Genomic DNA, 15,424 nt, shown 5'->3' with positions numbered 1-15,424 from the left:
CATGGATAATAATCAGATTAGAGCGCTGATTGGTAAGATGACTCCAGAAGAAAAAGCCGGGCAGCTAACACAGCTGCCTACTCGGCTTTTTGGAAATAATGAAAGTGAGCTTACCGGTACAGATAATAGATTGCGTATTACAGATGAAGAAAAATGGTTGGCAGGAAGCCTTTTAGGCCGACTTGATGCGAATTCTATGCGACATATTCAAAAAGAAAACATGAGCAGGAGTCGGCTTGGGATACCAATGATGTTTATGACAGATATCATACATGGATATCGCACAATTTTTCCGGTGCCACTTGCTCTGTCGTGTTCATTTGACACATCTCTTGCATGGAGATGTGCAAGATGTAGTGCAGAAGAAGGAAGCGCGGCAGGATATCAGGTGACGTTTTCACCTATGGTGGATTTAGTACGTGATCCCAGATGGGGAAGAGTAATGGAGAGCTTCGGTGAAGACAGTAAACTTTCTTGCGAATTTGGGAGAGCAATGGTACAGGGATATCAGGGAAATGACCTGAAAAATCCATCTACACTGGCAGCCTGTGCTAAGCATTTTGTTGGATATGGAGCAGCTGAAGGGGGACGGGATTATAATCAAGCTGATTTATCTGATTACACGCTTTATAATCAATACTTTCCTTCCTTCCAGGGGTGCATTGTAAATAATGTAAAACTTGTAATGGCAGCTTTTGAATCCGTAAATGGGATACCTGCTACAGCCAATAAGCGATTTCTAAAGAAAATTCTCCGGGAAGAACTGGGGTTTAATGGGATTATCATTTCAGATTGGAATGCTTTGCCGGAATTGATTTGTCATGGTGTGGCTGAAAATGAAAAGGATGCGGCTGAATTGGCCTTGAAATCAGGAATTCAGATAGAAATGGCGTCTGATATTATTTTTAAACATATTAGATTGATTCTGGAAGAAAACCCTGATCTCGAAAAAATACTGGATGAAGCCGTGGAAAAGGTTCTTACGCTAAAAGCAGAGCTTGGACTATTCGAGGATCCATACCGGGGTGTAAGCAGAGAAAACGAGCAAAAAACCCTTATTAGCATAGAAAAACGCCGTGCTGCTTTGATTGCAGCGCAGGAGTCTAGTGTCCTTCTGAAGAATGAAGGGATATTGCCACTCAAAAAAGATTGTCCAATTGTTTTGACCGGTCCATATGCTGATTCCGGAGATATCCTCGGTCCATGGTCGGTGGATGGAAGGATAGAGGATGCAGTTTCTGTTTTGGAAGGATTGAAAAACAGAGGGGGAAAGATTATTGATGTAATTCAAACCGGATCTGAGAATATTGCTCCAGAAATGACAGAGAGCATCTTGTCTTCAGCAAAGCAGGCGGATATTGTGCTGCTAACTTTGGGGGAACCGGTATCGTGGTCTGGAGAAGCCGGAAGCAGATCTTTAATAGAAATTCCGAAAGATCAGTGCAAGCTTTTACAAAAATTGCATAAGAATGGTGTTAAGACGGTAGTGTTGCTGTTCAATGGAAGACCTCTTGATTTAAGATCCATTTTACCGTGGGCAGATGCTATTCTTGAAATGTGGTTTCCTGGAACAGAGGGAGGAAATGCAGCTGCAGATCTTGTATATGGAAATGTGAATCCATCCGGTCATCTGACTATGAGTTTTCCCTATGGGAGTGGGCAAATTCCAGTCTATTATAATAGAGGTAGAACTGGTCGCCCGGCAGAATATCTACAGTCTGAACCAAGATATAAGTCTCAATATTTGGATATTCCTAATGAACCTCTTTACTCATTCGGTTTTGGAATGAGTTATACAGAATATTGTGTGAGGAAGAACGGTGAGATAAAGAAAAAAGGGAATGGAAATTATGTGATTCCTATTTATGTTTCAAATATTGGAAACATGGACGGTAAAATTGTGGTGCAAATATATATTCATAAGATTAAATCTATTATCTCTCGTCCTGTGCAGGAGCTTGTAACATGGGAAAAGATTTTATTGAAAGCAGGTGAAGAAAGAAAAATTGAAATTGTGTTGAATTCAGATGTGTGGAATTATTGGATTCCAGGAGAAGGCTGGACAAAAGATATAGGTGACTATATAATTACTGCTAGCACAGATAGTCAACATAAAGATGTTAAATGGGAACTGACTGTAAAATGAGATAAGCTGAAAGGCAGGAACAGTACATGTACAGCAGAAAGATTAAACTTATTCGGGTACTTGTGGAGAATGAAAAGATGTCATCAGCAGAACTGATGAAAAAATTGAATGTCAGTCAACGTACACTTCGTGCAGAAATACGCGAAATTAATGGTATTTTAAAGAAAGAAAACGTATATATCCGTTCGTTTAATGTAGGTGGTTATTACATAAAGAAAGAGGATAAGCGCTTAATCCAAAAAAGTTTGGAAGAGATGATTATAGAGAGTAAGCAGATGATTTTTCCAGAAACACCGAACGAAAGATTTCTCTTTGGATTTACATGGCTGTTTTTTCAAAAAAATCCTGTGTCTATACAGCATGCTGCCGAGAGTTTATATGTATCTAAAACGTCTATGCTTGAAACGAAAAAGCAGATTCAGGATACTATTAGATGGTATCATAACATATATCTGGAATCAGGTTCTCGAGGTATGTGGATTAGCGGAGATGAGGCTATAAAACGTCATGTTCTGGCAGAAATTGTAAATTATTGGACGTATGGTTCTATCTTGATGGAACGTGTCATAACCTTTTTGTTCGGTCAAAAAAAATATCAACACTATATTTCTCTTTTTAAAGCACTTCCCAAGATTCTTTTATATTATGGATATCGTTTAATTGACAAGGGAATTGAAGGGTTTGCACTTGATATTTTTCTAAGTTTAATGCGTACGGAAGAAGGATTCATATTAGATGAAAACAATTCTTATTTTGAAGTGCCATGTATAGAAAAAGTTTGTGGATTTATGAATGAAATGGGGTATACAATCAAGGAAGAAGAAAAGCAATATCTTTACAAATGCTTACAAGCAAAGAGATTATTATATGATACGAATATGAAATGGGAATTTGATCAGGAATTTTTAGAATTGATTACAGATTTTTTAACAGTTGTTGATCAGAAATATCATACAGAATATCAGAATAATGAAGAATTAAAAGAAAAGCTTATTATTCATACGATGAAAATGTTTCAACGCCTGAAAGAGGGATATTTTGAAACAAATTCCATCCTGAAAGATATCCTTGCTAATTATGAAAGAGAAGTCAATATGGCAGATGAAATAAATACGCTCTTGCAGGAACGGTATGGTTTAACAGTAAATATACACGAGATATGTTATATTGCAGTGTATCTTAGAGCGTATTCTTGCAGAAAATTAACGGCTATTATATTGTGTGATATTGGTGAGAGTATTGCGGATAATATGGAACGCCAAATTAAAGACTATTGTGGAGAAAAAATTCATATCATAAAAAGGATGTCTCTTTCAGAATATAGAATGAATCCCATTTCGGTGGATTTACTGATAACCGGTTCACGTGTATATAATGTAATGCTACCCGAAAAGACAAAAGTTATTTATGTGGATTATCTATTAAAAGAAGAAGATTTAAAAAAAATACAGGATTATTTATTAGAAAATTCGAATATGGTCAAATAGACAAGTAGGAGTAGGAAATGTTGTTTTATAAGAAAAATAATAAAGTAGAAGAAAAAGAAAATGAACTAAAAGCATATATTTCTGGAAAAGTTATTTCAATCACAGAAGTAGCTGATTCAGTGTTTGCATCTAAAGTACTAGGGGATGGAATTGCAATTTTACCAGACGGAAATACAGTTTTTGCTCCTTGCGGAGGTACAATTTCTATGCTTGCTGATACAGGACATGCAGTAGGAATTACAGCAGACAATGGAGCAGAAATTTTGATTCATATTGGTCTTGATACGGTGTCGTTAAATGGAGAAGGATTTAAGATAATGACAAAACAAGAAAAAAGAGTTAAACTTGGCGATCCATTGATAAAATTTGATAAAGGATTCATTGAAAAGAAAGGTCTTGCATCAGATTGTATTCTAGTTGTAACTAATGCGGATGCTTTTCCAAAACTTGAGTTTCAGAGTGGGATAATGGCAGATCAAGGAGAAACAGTGATTGGTACTTTTTAGAATATAGTTACTATAATCCTTTTTGTTAAAGCCAAACATAACATTGACAATGAACGCCAACCCTATTGTTAGCACGTGCAAACATCGGGCTAATATTCTAGGGTTATATAAGGCTGACAGAAATGATATTTAGATTGACGGAGAATGAAATATATGTTCGATTCTCCGAGCTATTATATTTCATGATCTGTTCTTCTTTTTTAGTATATGTAGTTTTATAAAGTCTGATGGCGGTAGTGATAAAATGCTCACACCAGGACCACATCGGTCATTTCCTGTATGTTGCGCAGCACGTCCCCGGGGATATCCCCATCGATGATCAAATGGTCGATATCATGCCAGCTTGTGTACTGGATCAGGGAAGATGCCTGGGCCTTGGAGCTGTCTGCGATCACCACATTGGTTCTGGCATTCGGTATAATGGCCTGCTTTGTCTGGGCATCCTGAAAGTCCGATACAGCAGGTCCTTTGTGCTGTTCAAAACCGTTGGTCCCTAAGAATGCAATGTCAACCTTCAGGGAGTTGATCAGGCTGGTAGCCTGGAAGCCCTCGGCTGCCATGCTGTTTGGATTCAGCATGCCGCCGGTAAGAATCACCTTATTGTTGCTGTGAACCAAGGCATAAGCAGCCTCCAGTGAAGTGGTCACAATGGTGTAGCCGGATTTCTTGCTCAGCATTCCTGCCAGGCAGAAGATGGTGCTTCCGGAGTCCAGGAATATCACATTGCCGTCCTCAATGAACTCCATAGCCCGTTCGCACAGCTTTTCTTTCAGCGGTACCTTCTCCCTGACCCTGGACTCCCACGGCAGAGGTTTTAGTTCATAGACAGAAGTGGCCCCGCCGTGGCTTTTCTTTACCGCTCCTATTTCATTTAGATGTAGTAAATCCCGCCGGATCGTTTCTCTGGATACCTGGAACTGTTTCGCAAGCTGGCTGATCTTTACGCTCCCATTGCTGTTTAGCAGCCTTATGATTTCTTTTTGGCGTTCTGCCGCGATTAATTTTCCCATGCTGTGTCTCCTTCGTAGATCAAACTATGATAAGTTTTCTTATTGAACTATTTTAGAAATAGTTTACATCATTTTAATTGCGAAGTCAAATTTATACAACACAAAAAACTGCAAAACTGCAAAAAAAGCAAAATATTATGTTGACATTGTTGGGTTGTGAATCTATAATGAAAGCATAAAGCAACAAAAGACCACAATTAAAAACATATTGCCACATGTTAAGGAAAAGGAGAATATCATGGAAGCAGTCAATTTAAAGATAATCACGGATGAACTGTCAAAGTTTTCAGGGATGGTCAAAGAAGAAGAAATCCAGGGTCTGGCAGATGAGATCAGGAAAGCAAACAAGATCTTCCTGGCAGGAGCAGGTCGTTCTGGACTGGCAGCAAGAGGATTTACCAACCGTTTATTACATATGGGATTTGACGTGCACTTTGTAGGAGAGATCTCCTGTCCGCCGATCAAAGAAGGAGACCTGATCGTCCTCGGATCTGGCTCAGGAACAACGCAGAGTCTGATCGTCATGGGTGAAAAGGCAAAGAAGGTTGGAGCAAGAATCGCTACTGTGACTATGTTTCCTACACACACCATCGGACAGATGGCAGATGTGATCGTGACAGTGCCTGGATCTACCCCGAAGAAAGCAGAAGGAGAAAAGAATCTGGCAGAATCCAATCAGCCAATGGGAAATCTGTTTGAGCAGATGAGCTGGCTGACCTATGACAGCATTATAATGAATCTCATGAGCGACCTGGGACAGACAAGCGAAGAGATGATGGGAAGACATACAAATTTAGAATAGGAATCTAAAAAGGAGGAAGAACATTGCAGAGATTTGTAAATAATCCGGATTACATTGTAGAGGATATGGTCAAAGGCTTTCTGAAGGCTCATGACGATCTGATCGTTAAAAATGAAAAAAATGACCGCGTTGTCCAATATAAAAATGCTCCGGTAGAAGGCAAAGTCGGTCTGGTCACCGGAGGCGGAAGCGGACATGAGCCTGCGTTCCTTGGATACGTAGGAGAAAATATGATGGATGCGGTAGCTGTCGGAGAGGTATTTTCTTCTCCGTCTGCCCAGGCATTTTATGACGCATTTATGGCGGCAGATTCCGGAAAAGGTGTTGCCTGTCTGTTCGGAAACTATGCCGGCGACAACATGAATGTAAAAATGGCCATCCGCAAAGCAAAGAAACAGGGAGTCACAGTTAAGTATGTCACAGCCACGGACGATGTGGCATCTTCTCCGAAAGAGACAAAAGAAAAACGCCACGGAATCGCAGGCGGAGTCTTTATGTGGAAGGTTGGAGGCGCTAAGGCAGCTAAGGGAGCAGACCTGGACGAAGTCATCGCTACAGCGCAAAAGGCAGTGGACAACACGAGAAGTATCTGTGTGGGACTGAGCCCGTGTGCAATCCCGGCAGTGGGCCATCCGAACTTTGACATCAAAGAGGGGGATATGGAATTCGGTATCGGCCATCACGGTGAGCCAGGGATCAATGTCCAGAAACTAAAACCAGCCAAGGAAATTGCCAATGATATGGCAAAAGCAGTCATTGATGACCTGGAGCCTGCTGACGGTGATGAAGTGGCAGTGCTTTTGTCCGGATTGGGAGCTACACCGATCATGGAACTGTATGTGCTCTACGATGAGATTGAAGCATACCTGAAAGAGCAGGGGGTTTCCATATATAAAGTACTGATCGGTGACTATGTGACCTCACTTGATATGAATGGTGCGGCTCTTACTGTGATGAAGCTGGATGAGGAGTTAAAAGAGCTTCTGGACTATGATGCCAAAGCGCCAGGTTTAAAATAAATTTATAGACAATGTTAATCATTTAGGAAAGGAATCCAATTATGAAATTACAGTTAGCTTTAGACGAAATGCCGTTAGTAGACGCCTTGAGATTTGCAGATAAGGTTGCTGAACACGTTGATATTATCGAGATCGGGACACCGTTTGTCATGGATGAGGGAATGCGCGGAGTGCGTGAGTTCCACCGTTTCTTCCCGGACAAGGAAATCCTTGCGGACTTAAAGATCATGGACGGAGGATACCTTGAGGCGAGTTATGCATATGAAGCTGGGGCGGCTTACGCAACCATCCTCGGAGTGTCTGACAACCTGACCATTGAAGGAGCTTTGAAGGCTGCCAGAGATTATGAAAGGAAGCTTGTGGTAGACATGATCTGCGTAGAAGACCTTCCAAGCAGGATCGCAAAGATGGAAGAGATCGGCGTTGACATCCTGGCAGTACATACCGGAGCTGACCAGCAGGCAGCGGGAAGAGAACCGATTGAGGATCTCAAAGTTATGACAGAAAATGCAAAGAAAGCACAGATCGCCGTAGCCGGAGGAATCAATAGCAAAACCATTGACAAATATGTAGCATTAAAACCGGAGATCATCATCGTGGGTTCTGCTATTGGCCATGCAGATGATCCTGTAGCGGAAGCAAAAGCAATCAAAGACGCAATGCTGTAAAATAATACAAAAGTGATGAGGTGAGAACAATGACTAGTTTTAAAAATGCCGAAGCAGGTTTGATTGTTGACCAGCTGATCAAGACCATCCAGGAACAGAGAGATTATCTGAGTGAGATTGACGGCAAGATCGGGGATGGGGACCACGGTATCAACATGAATAAAGGCTTTACAATGTGTGAAGAAAAGTTAAGCCATATGACATATAATCTGAGTGAAGCTTTGTCAACCCTTGGTGAGACATTGTTAGACGACATCGGAGGTTCTATGGGACCGCTGTACGGCATGCTGTTTGATGAAATGGCCATGGCCTGCGAGGACGCAGAAGATATAGACGCAGAAGTCTTCGGTGAGATGCTGGCCAATGCGGTAGAGGGTATCCAGGAGATCAGTCCGGCAAAAGTCGGAGATAAATCACTGATCGATACCCTGGTACCTGCCAAGGAAGCCTTTATCGCGGCAAAAGAAGAAGGAAAAGAATTTGTACAGTGTCTGGAAGCAATGAATGATGCGGCCGAAAGGGGATGGCAGTCAACAAAGGATCTTGTGGCAAAGATAGGCCGGGCAAGCCGACTGGGAGAGCGCTCCAGAGGTGTTCTGGACGCAGGTGCCACCAGCTGTTACTTCATTGTGACGGGTATCGGAAAAGCAGCAATCGGGCTGCTCAAATAAATCTGCCTGAAATATACAATGTGAGAGATTGAGGAATTTCTTATTCAGGAAAGGCTGTCATGCCGGGAAACTGGGGACAGCTTTTTGCATGTGTCCCTTTTACAAGTATAAAGAATTAAGAGCAGAACCGGGAATGGTTCTGCTCTTACAAATGAAGAGGATCATTTATTTTTTCTTCTCACACATTAAAAGATGTTCACAAGCCAGGACCACTCTTCCATCCTGATTGATAACTTCTAATGCCTCTGTTACCACCCCCATATCAGGATTTTTCTTATGATCCTTCTTTTCTTTAATAGTGACTTTAGTATGAATGGTGTCACCGATAAAGACGGGACCGATGAATCTCAAACGGTCATAGCCGTAGGAAAAAGCCGCAGGATTGATCACATTGGCAGTAAGTCCCACACCTATGCTGAAGGTTAATGTTCCGTGAGCAATCCTCTTTCCAAAAGCGGTTGTCTTTGCAAATTCCTTATCTAAGTGATGGGGGAAGAAATCGCCGGTCTGGCCTGCATGCATTACGATGTCAGTCTCTGTGATGGTCCTTCCGATACTTTCTCTGACACTTCCAATTTCATAATCTTCATAATAAATTGCCTGTTCCATGATAAATCTCCTTTTTAATGAATATAAAGTTCGTTATCCTGTCCGATGACAGGAGCTGCTTTTTTATTTGTATAGCGCTGCCGGTCAATGGTGATCGGACATCTCGTTGTATATAATTCGGTACCGTTTTTGCGGGTAATCTTTTGGATCATTTCAAGTTCCTTAAATCCGTCCAGCTGCATCAGTTCATCCCAATTCAATACATCGGCACACCAGATGTCTGCTCTTTCAAGAATAGAAAGCCAGTGAGAAGTGGTATTAGTTTTTAAGAAATCTTTTAAGATTGTTTTAATTTCATCTCTCTGATCAGACCAGGAAGAGGGATCAGTATACTGAAGTAGAGCTTTACATCCGATGAGCTCCCCTAAATAAGGGATCGGAACCATGGCCAGTGCAAGGTAGCTGTCTGCAGTCTCATAAATTCCGTATGGAGCACCGATATATGCATTGGCATTATTCACAGCGCTGCGCACAGGTTCTTCGTATCCATCATTGAGATAGGTTGTAAATACTTCAAATTGAATGTCTAAAATTGATTCCAAAAGACTTACCTGGATCAGTGATCCTTCGTTGGAATGTTCTCTCTTGATCAGTGCGGATAAAACTCCCTGCACCAGATGCTGACCGGCAAACATATCTGCAACGGAAAGGCCAAAAGGCATGGGAGCATCATTCCGATTTCCGTTAAGGAAAGGAAGGCCAGACAGCGACTGGACCAACAGATCCTGTCCGGGCTTTTGTTTCCAGGGGCCTTTACAGCCATAGCCGCTGATCTCGCCGTAAATGATCCGGGGATTTATTTTTTTTACAGAATCATAATCTAGTCCCAGTTTTTCTGTAACTCCGGGACGGAAGTTAAATAAGGTCACATCGGACTGACTGATTAAGTCCGCAAGGATACTTTTGCTCTTTTCTGCCTTCAGATCCAGTGTAATGCCGTCCTTATTTCTGTTGATTGCGTGGAAAAGAGAACTGTCCCCGTCAATCATGCAGTTGGAAATATAAAGCGTGCGACAGATATCTCCTGTTTCTGGTTTTTCCACTTTGATGACATGGGCACCCATGTCAGCAAGTCGCAAGGCAGCGGAAGGAGCGGATAAAAACTGGCTGAAATCTAATACAGTAATGCCTTCAAGGGGCTTCATAGTGCATCTCCTTTCTCTGAGATCAAGCCGAATTCACGGCTGATTTTTTCGGTGTCTTCTCCTAATGCAGGTGCCCACTTGGAAGACTTCATAGAATCTCCGTTTACAGTGATCGGACATCTGGACGTCCACAAATCCTGACTGGTATGCGGACGCTTTACATTTTGAAGAAAGTCCAGGGCTTGAAAGCCATCGGACTCTATTAAACGATTCCAACTATATACATCAGAGCACCAATAACCGTTCGCTTCCAAGATGTCTAGCCAATGACCGGTTGTTTCTGATTTTAACTTTGCTCCGATGAGCTGCTTGATCTCCTCTCTTTTTGTAAACCATTCGTTCTGATCCGTATACCGGGCAAGTTCATCAATGTGGAGATATCTGCCCAGATCTGTCACAGAGCCCATTGCCAGTGCTATGTAATTATCTCTGGTTTCATAGATACCGTAAGGAGCGCTTAAGTATGCATGGGCATTGTTGTATTTGCTGCGCTGAGGCTGCTTATGACCGTCATTCAGATAGGTTGTCAGAACTTCAAACTGCATATCTAAAATAGATTCCAACAGGCTGACCTCCACAAGGCCGCCCTTGTCAGTTCGGAATCTTCTGAACAAGCAGGCCATGATCCCTTCTGCAAGATGAACCCCGGTATAGGAATCGGCAATAGAGAGAGCAAAAGGTGCAGGGGGTTCACCGTCATTTCCATTTAGCCATGCAATTCCTGATAAGGACTGCAGCAGCAGGTCCTGACCTGGCTTCTTTGTCCATGGCCCTACTGTGCCGTATCCGGTAACGGTTCCGTATACAATACGAGGATTTATTTTCGTTACCGCATCATAGTCCAGGCCTATTTTTTTCATAACACCGGGCCTGAAATTCTCGATCATTACATCTGCTTTTTCGATGAGTTTTTTTACGGCCGCAAAGTTACTTTTGTTTTTCAGGTCAGCACAGAAGCTTTCTTTGTTGCGGTTGATTGTCTGAAATAAGACGCTGTCTTTATCTGCAATTAGATTCTTCAGGGTCATACTGCGGCTGCCGTCTCCAGAAGAGGGGCGTTCTATTTTGATAACTCTTGCGCCAAGGTCTGCCAGGCGCAGAGCGGCAGAAGGACCAGCCAGGTACTGGCTGAAGTCTAAAACTAAGATTCCTTCTAGTGGTTTCATGAGTTTTCTCCTTTCGATTTGAGATAAAGGGCATTTAACTGATTCAGTGTTTTTTTCGGATCACCGCCGTTCATAACATAATCCTGGACATAATCACCTGCATGATCCTGGAAGTACAAGTATCCGCTGTATCTTGGACGCAGATAAGAGTGATCCAGGGTTTTTAATGTGTCTTTGAAGAAATCCATACACCGGCTGTTGGCGGTTTTATCTGTCCATGCACCGCGGTGGCCCGGCTGTCCTCCGTTATCAAAGAATAAGGTTCTTTGAATGAGAGGAGATGCCGTATACTCAGCAAATTCAACAGCGGTATCAATATTCTTGCACTGGCTTGAAATGGCAAGACCGGTACCTCCTAAGACTGTTCTGAACATATTTCCTTTGTAAGTGACCACATCTGCTGCTTTCAACAGGTGTTTTGCATAACCTTCCCTGGAATAGTTGGTATATCCATAAGCGAATGGACAATAATAGATTTCCTCTTGTGAAGAGAGAACCTCATGGACCTGGATTGGATCCCAGGAAAACATCTCTTTAGGACAGTAACTGGCAAGTTCTCTCATAGTCTCTAAAATTTCAATTCCCGAGGAGATATCGATGACTTCATCCTCTGTAAAAAAGCCGGAAGCAGAAGTGGCTGCAAACATATAGAAGTCCATTAATAAGTTCAAAGGGATACCGGCGTAAGCTACCACCCCCTGTTTTGCCAGAGTCAGCACTTCCTCAAAGGTCATAGGGACATTTTGTCCAGTGTTCTCAAAGTAATCCGGCCGGTATACTGCGATGGGAGTAGCTGCATCAATTGCCAATGCGCTCTGGAATCCCTGAAAATTGTAACTGATATGGGAAGCACCCACAGAATTCTCAGCCTGATCTTTTAGGAAATCTTTAGACAAATACTTTTCTAATGGAAGCAGGATTCCTGTGTCTGCAGCAAAACCAGCCCATGGATGGTCAATGATCAATAAATCATATGTCTTCGCCAGATTTTCTATAGGAGCATCGGCAAATTCCTGGAGAGAACGTTTTTCCCATTGAATATCGACACCCGGATGGAGTTCACTGAATCGTTGTGATACGGCTACGATAGAGGTAAAACCTCTGCTGTGCGACCATGTGATACCTTTTAATGTTTTGTTCATGAATGTTACCTCCTAACATTATCTCAAGTTGGTAATACCAAGGATGATATGTTGGTACTACCAAAATTTTTTCTTTTATTATATGTTTTATTGTATAATAGGAAAAATAAATGCGTCAATGGGAAAAATAGATAAAAACTGATAAAATATTTAGTTAATATTGCATATTGCATTAAAATAAATGCAGTGTTAAAGTGTAGACAACTGGTATCGTGGTAGTACCAAAAAACGAATGTGAATTAAGGAGGATGTATTAATGGTGATTTATGGTTTTGGTGTTTTGCTGCTTGCATGTCTATTTCAGGGGAGTTTTGGTATCTGTTTTAAAAAATATCAGCCTTTTTCATGGGAAGCGTTCTGGGTGTTATTTTCAATTGTAGGAGTTCTGCTTATTCCTCATATCTGGTCGTTCATAGAAGTTCCTAATTATATAAGCTACATTATGCAGACCCCGGCGAAGACACTATTTTTTGGGGCGCTGGCAGGATTCTTTTGGGGGATCAGTTCTATTTGGTACAGTAAGTCCATTGATATGATAGGAGTTTCCTTGGTAACCGGGATCAACCTTGGACTTTCTAATCTGCTGGGAAGTTTTGTTCCCATGGCCATCCTCGGCAATGTGCCGTCTGCAAGAGTATTGGCTGTTCTTCTGGTCGGTCAGGCCGTTTTATTAGTAGGAGTTGTGATTTTATCAAAAGCCGGATTTATGAAGAATGATGATACCAGGGAAAGTATGCAGACAGAGGGAAAGAAAGGTTCCTTATTTGTGACAGGACTGATCATGGCACTGGCATCCGGGGCAGGTTCTGCAGCCATTAATATCGGCGCAACAGCATCAAATTATCCTGTGAATCTGGCGGTTGCGGATGGCATCAATCCTACAAGTGCTAGTTTATTATCATGGGTAGTGGTATTCTTCGGCGGTTTCATCGCAAATTTTGTCTACGCTATGATCAAATTGATCAAGAACAAAACTTATACGGATTATACCAAACCGGGATGCGGAAAAGCATACTTTAAAGTTCTTATTACATCCATTGTGTGGTTCAGCGCACTGGCTGTCTATGGAAAAGCGACATCATTGCTGGGAACCTTTGGACCGGTAGCCGGATGGGTTGTCTTTAATGGTTTGGCACTGATCATTGCGAATTTATGGGGATTTGCCGACGGTGAATGGAAAGGTTTTGAGAAAGCAAAAAAGGTGGCATTACTGGGAAATGGCGTCATCGTAATAGCGTTGGTGATCGTGGGTATATCAAATGGTTTGTAAATTAATTATAATGATATTGAATAGGAGGAAGCAAAAATGGTAAGCAGTGTAAAGGAATTAAACTATGTACCAGAAATGCCTGAGAAGGCAAGAAATATTGTGATCATAGGTGCGGGAGGGATCGTTTCAGGATCTCATCTCCCGGCATATCGGCTGGCAGGATATCCGGTGGTGGGCATCTATGATCTTGATGAGGAAAAGGCCAAAAGTGTGGCAAAAGAATTTGGGATCGCAAATACAGCGTCTACTGTAGAAGAACTTGTAAAGATCGGAACAGAGTATGATGCGGTATTTGACATCGCGGTTCCAGCTTCAGCGACAGCTGCGATCTTAAAACAGCTTCCGGATGGAGGGGGTGTTCTGATGCAGAAGCCCATGGGTGAAAGCATTGAACAGGCAAAAGAGATTCTGGACATCTGTCATCAAAAGAATCTGACTGCAGGAGTAAACTTCCAGCTCCGCCAGGCTCCTTATATTATAGCGGCTAGAAAGCTCATTGAAGAAGGTGTTATCGGGGATGTTGTAGATGTGGACTGGAGAGTTGTAGAACTTCATCCATGGCATTTGTGGGATTTTCTGTTTGAAAAAGAGAGGATGGAAATCAATTATCACAGCATCCACTACATTGACTGTATCCGAAGCATTGTCGGGGATCCGTCAGGAGTTTACTGTAAAACCATGCAGCATCCCAAAATGAGAGATCTGGCTCAGACACGTACAGCTGTCATCATGGATTATGGAAAAGATCTGAGGGTAAACATTCATGTCAATCACAATCATGATTTTTCAAATGACTATCAGGAAAGCACATTAAAGATTGAAGGAATGAAGGGTGCTATCCGTGTGACGGTTGGTTTGATCCTTGATTATCCGACGGGACGGCCTGATAAACTGGAATATATTACAGATGACGGCAAGGGATGGCGTGAAGTAGAAGTGAAGGGAAGCTGGTTCTCAGAAGCATTTATCGGCACTATGGGTGGATTGATGAAGAAGTTAGATGATCCGGATTATCATTATATGAATAGTGCAGAGGATGCTTACCGCACTATGTGTGTTGTGGAATCCTGCTATGAGTCAAGTGCTGATGGTGCAACGCCGGTAGAATATTAAAGGTAGTGTAAAGTAGTCTATGAAAAAACGAGCCAAAGAAAAATAGAGCTCAATGAACCTTGATAATTGCAGATATTATAGATGCTGACAGCATACGCCACCCTTGACGGCGCGCCAAAGCAATGCTCTGAACGTCATACCGACGGCGAAGAACTCAAGAACAGCTAGCAGCTCTGTTTCGTTGCAGCTTCAGGATTTCCTGTCGACCAGGAAAAATCAGGAGCTGCCATTTGTCGGGTATGCCACTTGCACCTTCCAACAATTCCACCTTACCGGATAATTCGTGTGGACGTAAGAAGTTGTAATAGGCAACCCAAAGGGAGGCGTTGTGAACAGCACCGCTTTCTGTGCCATAGCCGCAAGTAATGCCGTACGATTCTTTGAAGGTGTGGTTAAAACGTTCTATGAACTGCATAAACGGACGGAACTTTTTGAATTTATCAAAGGCCATGCGTATGGTGAGGATACAGGGACCTGGCTCTCTGGAAGTGGATACCTGATATCCGAGAATCGAGCGAGAGACTTTGTCCATGATGACAGCAGCTGTCTTAGCATAGTTGTTGCTGATACATTTATGGACACGGAAGTGTTTTCGGTCTTTGACAGGCTGGAGTGCATGACTACAGTATGGGCATTGGAGTTTTAAAGCAGTAACTATCTGAAGGAATAT

Annotated in this window: 15 protein-coding genes; 10 read left to right on the top strand and 5 right to left on the bottom strand. The window is 42.2% G+C overall.

What is annotated here, in order from left to right; translation table 11 throughout:
- The first annotated feature begins 1 nt into the window (after position 1).
- From P8F77_RS16745 to P8F77_RS16735, 3 genes are all read left to right on the top strand, one after another.
- The gene (locus P8F77_RS16745; protein WP_024729326.1) at positions 2–2,146 is read left to right on the top strand and encodes a glycoside hydrolase family 3 N-terminal domain-containing protein; all 2,145 of its coding nucleotides are present in this window, start codon (positions 2–4) and stop codon (positions 2,144–2,146) included.
- Between the two features lie 77 nt (positions 2,147–2,223).
- Positions 2,224–3,633 (top strand): PRD domain-containing protein, encoded by a 1,410-nt coding sequence (locus P8F77_RS16740; protein WP_235824569.1) that lies wholly within the window; start codon positions 2,224–2,226, stop codon positions 3,631–3,633.
- A gap of 17 nt (positions 3,634–3,650) precedes the next feature.
- Positions 3,651–4,139, top strand: coding sequence for a PTS glucose transporter subunit IIA (locus tag P8F77_RS16735; protein ID WP_024729328.1), 489 nt, complete (start codon positions 3,651–3,653; stop codon positions 4,137–4,139).
- 248 nt (positions 4,140–4,387) lie between these two features.
- Here the strand turns inward: P8F77_RS16735 and P8F77_RS16730 are convergent, their stop codons facing one another.
- A complete protein-coding gene (locus tag P8F77_RS16730) occupies positions 4,388–5,149 on the bottom strand; it encodes a DeoR/GlpR family DNA-binding transcription regulator (protein WP_024729329.1) in 762 nt (253 codons plus the stop codon).
- 238 nt (positions 5,150–5,387) lie between these two features.
- Here P8F77_RS16730 and hxlB point away from each other — a divergent pair, with 238 nt between their 5' ends.
- Genes hxlB through dhaL form a run of 4 tightly spaced genes read left to right on the top strand, consistent with a single transcriptional unit; the run spans position 5,388 to position 8,309 of the window.
- On the top strand, positions 5,388–5,951 hold the full coding sequence (gene hxlB, locus P8F77_RS16725; RefSeq protein WP_024729330.1) for a 6-phospho-3-hexuloisomerase: 564 nt from the start codon (positions 5,388–5,390) through the stop codon (positions 5,949–5,951).
- A gap of 23 nt (positions 5,952–5,974) precedes the next feature.
- Positions 5,975–6,970, top strand: a complete 996-nt coding sequence (locus P8F77_RS16720) for a dihydroxyacetone kinase subunit DhaK (RefSeq protein ID WP_287519129.1) — start codon at positions 5,975–5,977, stop codon at positions 6,968–6,970.
- A 41-nt stretch (positions 6,971–7,011) separates the two neighbouring features.
- Positions 7,012–7,638 carry a 3-hexulose-6-phosphate synthase gene (hxlA, locus tag P8F77_RS16715; protein WP_024729332.1) on the top strand — a complete coding sequence of 209 codons (627 nt, stop codon included), beginning with the start codon at positions 7,012–7,014 and terminating at the stop codon, positions 7,636–7,638.
- Positions 7,639–7,667: 29 nt separating this feature from the next.
- On the top strand, positions 7,668–8,309 hold the full coding sequence (gene dhaL / locus P8F77_RS16710) for a dihydroxyacetone kinase subunit DhaL (RefSeq protein ID WP_148459108.1): 642 nt from the start codon (positions 7,668–7,670) through the stop codon (positions 8,307–8,309).
- A gap of 165 nt (positions 8,310–8,474) precedes the next feature.
- Here the strand turns inward: dhaL and P8F77_RS16705 are convergent, their stop codons facing one another.
- From P8F77_RS16705 to P8F77_RS16690, 4 genes are read right to left on the bottom strand one after another with little or no spacing between them, the layout of a single operon-like run.
- On the bottom strand, positions 8,475–8,918 hold the full coding sequence (locus P8F77_RS16705; protein ID WP_024729334.1) for a MaoC/PaaZ C-terminal domain-containing protein: 444 nt from the start codon (positions 8,916–8,918) through the stop codon (positions 8,475–8,477).
- 14 nt (positions 8,919–8,932) lie between these two features.
- Entirely contained in the window at positions 8,933–10,063 is a 1,131-nt protein-coding gene (locus P8F77_RS16700) for a CaiB/BaiF CoA-transferase family protein (protein WP_270430702.1), read from the bottom strand.
- Complete coding sequence (locus P8F77_RS16695) at positions 10,060–11,229, bottom strand: CaiB/BaiF CoA-transferase family protein (protein ID WP_024729335.1); 1,170 nt, start codon at positions 11,227–11,229, stop codon at positions 10,060–10,062. Before P8F77_RS16695 ends, P8F77_RS16700 begins: the two co-directional genes overlap by 4 nt.
- Positions 11,226–12,371 (bottom strand): extracellular solute-binding protein, encoded by a 1,146-nt coding sequence (locus P8F77_RS16690; RefSeq protein ID WP_024729336.1) that lies wholly within the window; start codon positions 12,369–12,371, stop codon positions 11,226–11,228. The genes P8F77_RS16695 and P8F77_RS16690 overlap by 4 nt, the downstream gene beginning before the upstream one ends.
- A 256-nt stretch (positions 12,372–12,627) precedes the next feature.
- Here P8F77_RS16690 and P8F77_RS16685 point away from each other — a divergent pair, with 256 nt between their 5' ends.
- The 3 genes from P8F77_RS16685 (at position 12,628) to P8F77_RS16675 (ending at position 15,400) form a co-directional block, all read left to right on the top strand.
- Positions 12,628–13,641, top strand: coding sequence for an L-rhamnose/proton symporter RhaT (locus P8F77_RS16685; protein ID WP_034550701.1), 1,014 nt, complete (start codon positions 12,628–12,630; stop codon positions 13,639–13,641).
- A gap of 36 nt (positions 13,642–13,677) precedes the next feature.
- Entirely contained in the window at positions 13,678–14,754 is a 1,077-nt protein-coding gene (locus tag P8F77_RS16680) for a Gfo/Idh/MocA family oxidoreductase (protein ID WP_034550703.1), read from the top strand.
- A 328-nt stretch (positions 14,755–15,082) separates the two neighbouring features.
- On the top strand, positions 15,083–15,400 hold the full coding sequence (locus P8F77_RS16675) for a hypothetical protein (protein WP_024729338.1): 318 nt from the start codon (positions 15,083–15,085) through the stop codon (positions 15,398–15,400).
- Positions 15,401–15,424: the final 24 nt, after the last annotated feature.

Origin of the sequence: Anaerostipes sp. PC18 (assembly GCF_039789045.1) — a bacterium.
In the GTDB taxonomy this organism is placed as follows: Bacteria; Bacillota; Clostridia; order Lachnospirales; family Lachnospiraceae; genus Anaerostipes; species Anaerostipes hominis.
The sequence above is the reverse complement of the archived record's forward strand: the minus strand, read 5'-3'. Positions and strand labels throughout refer to the sequence as shown.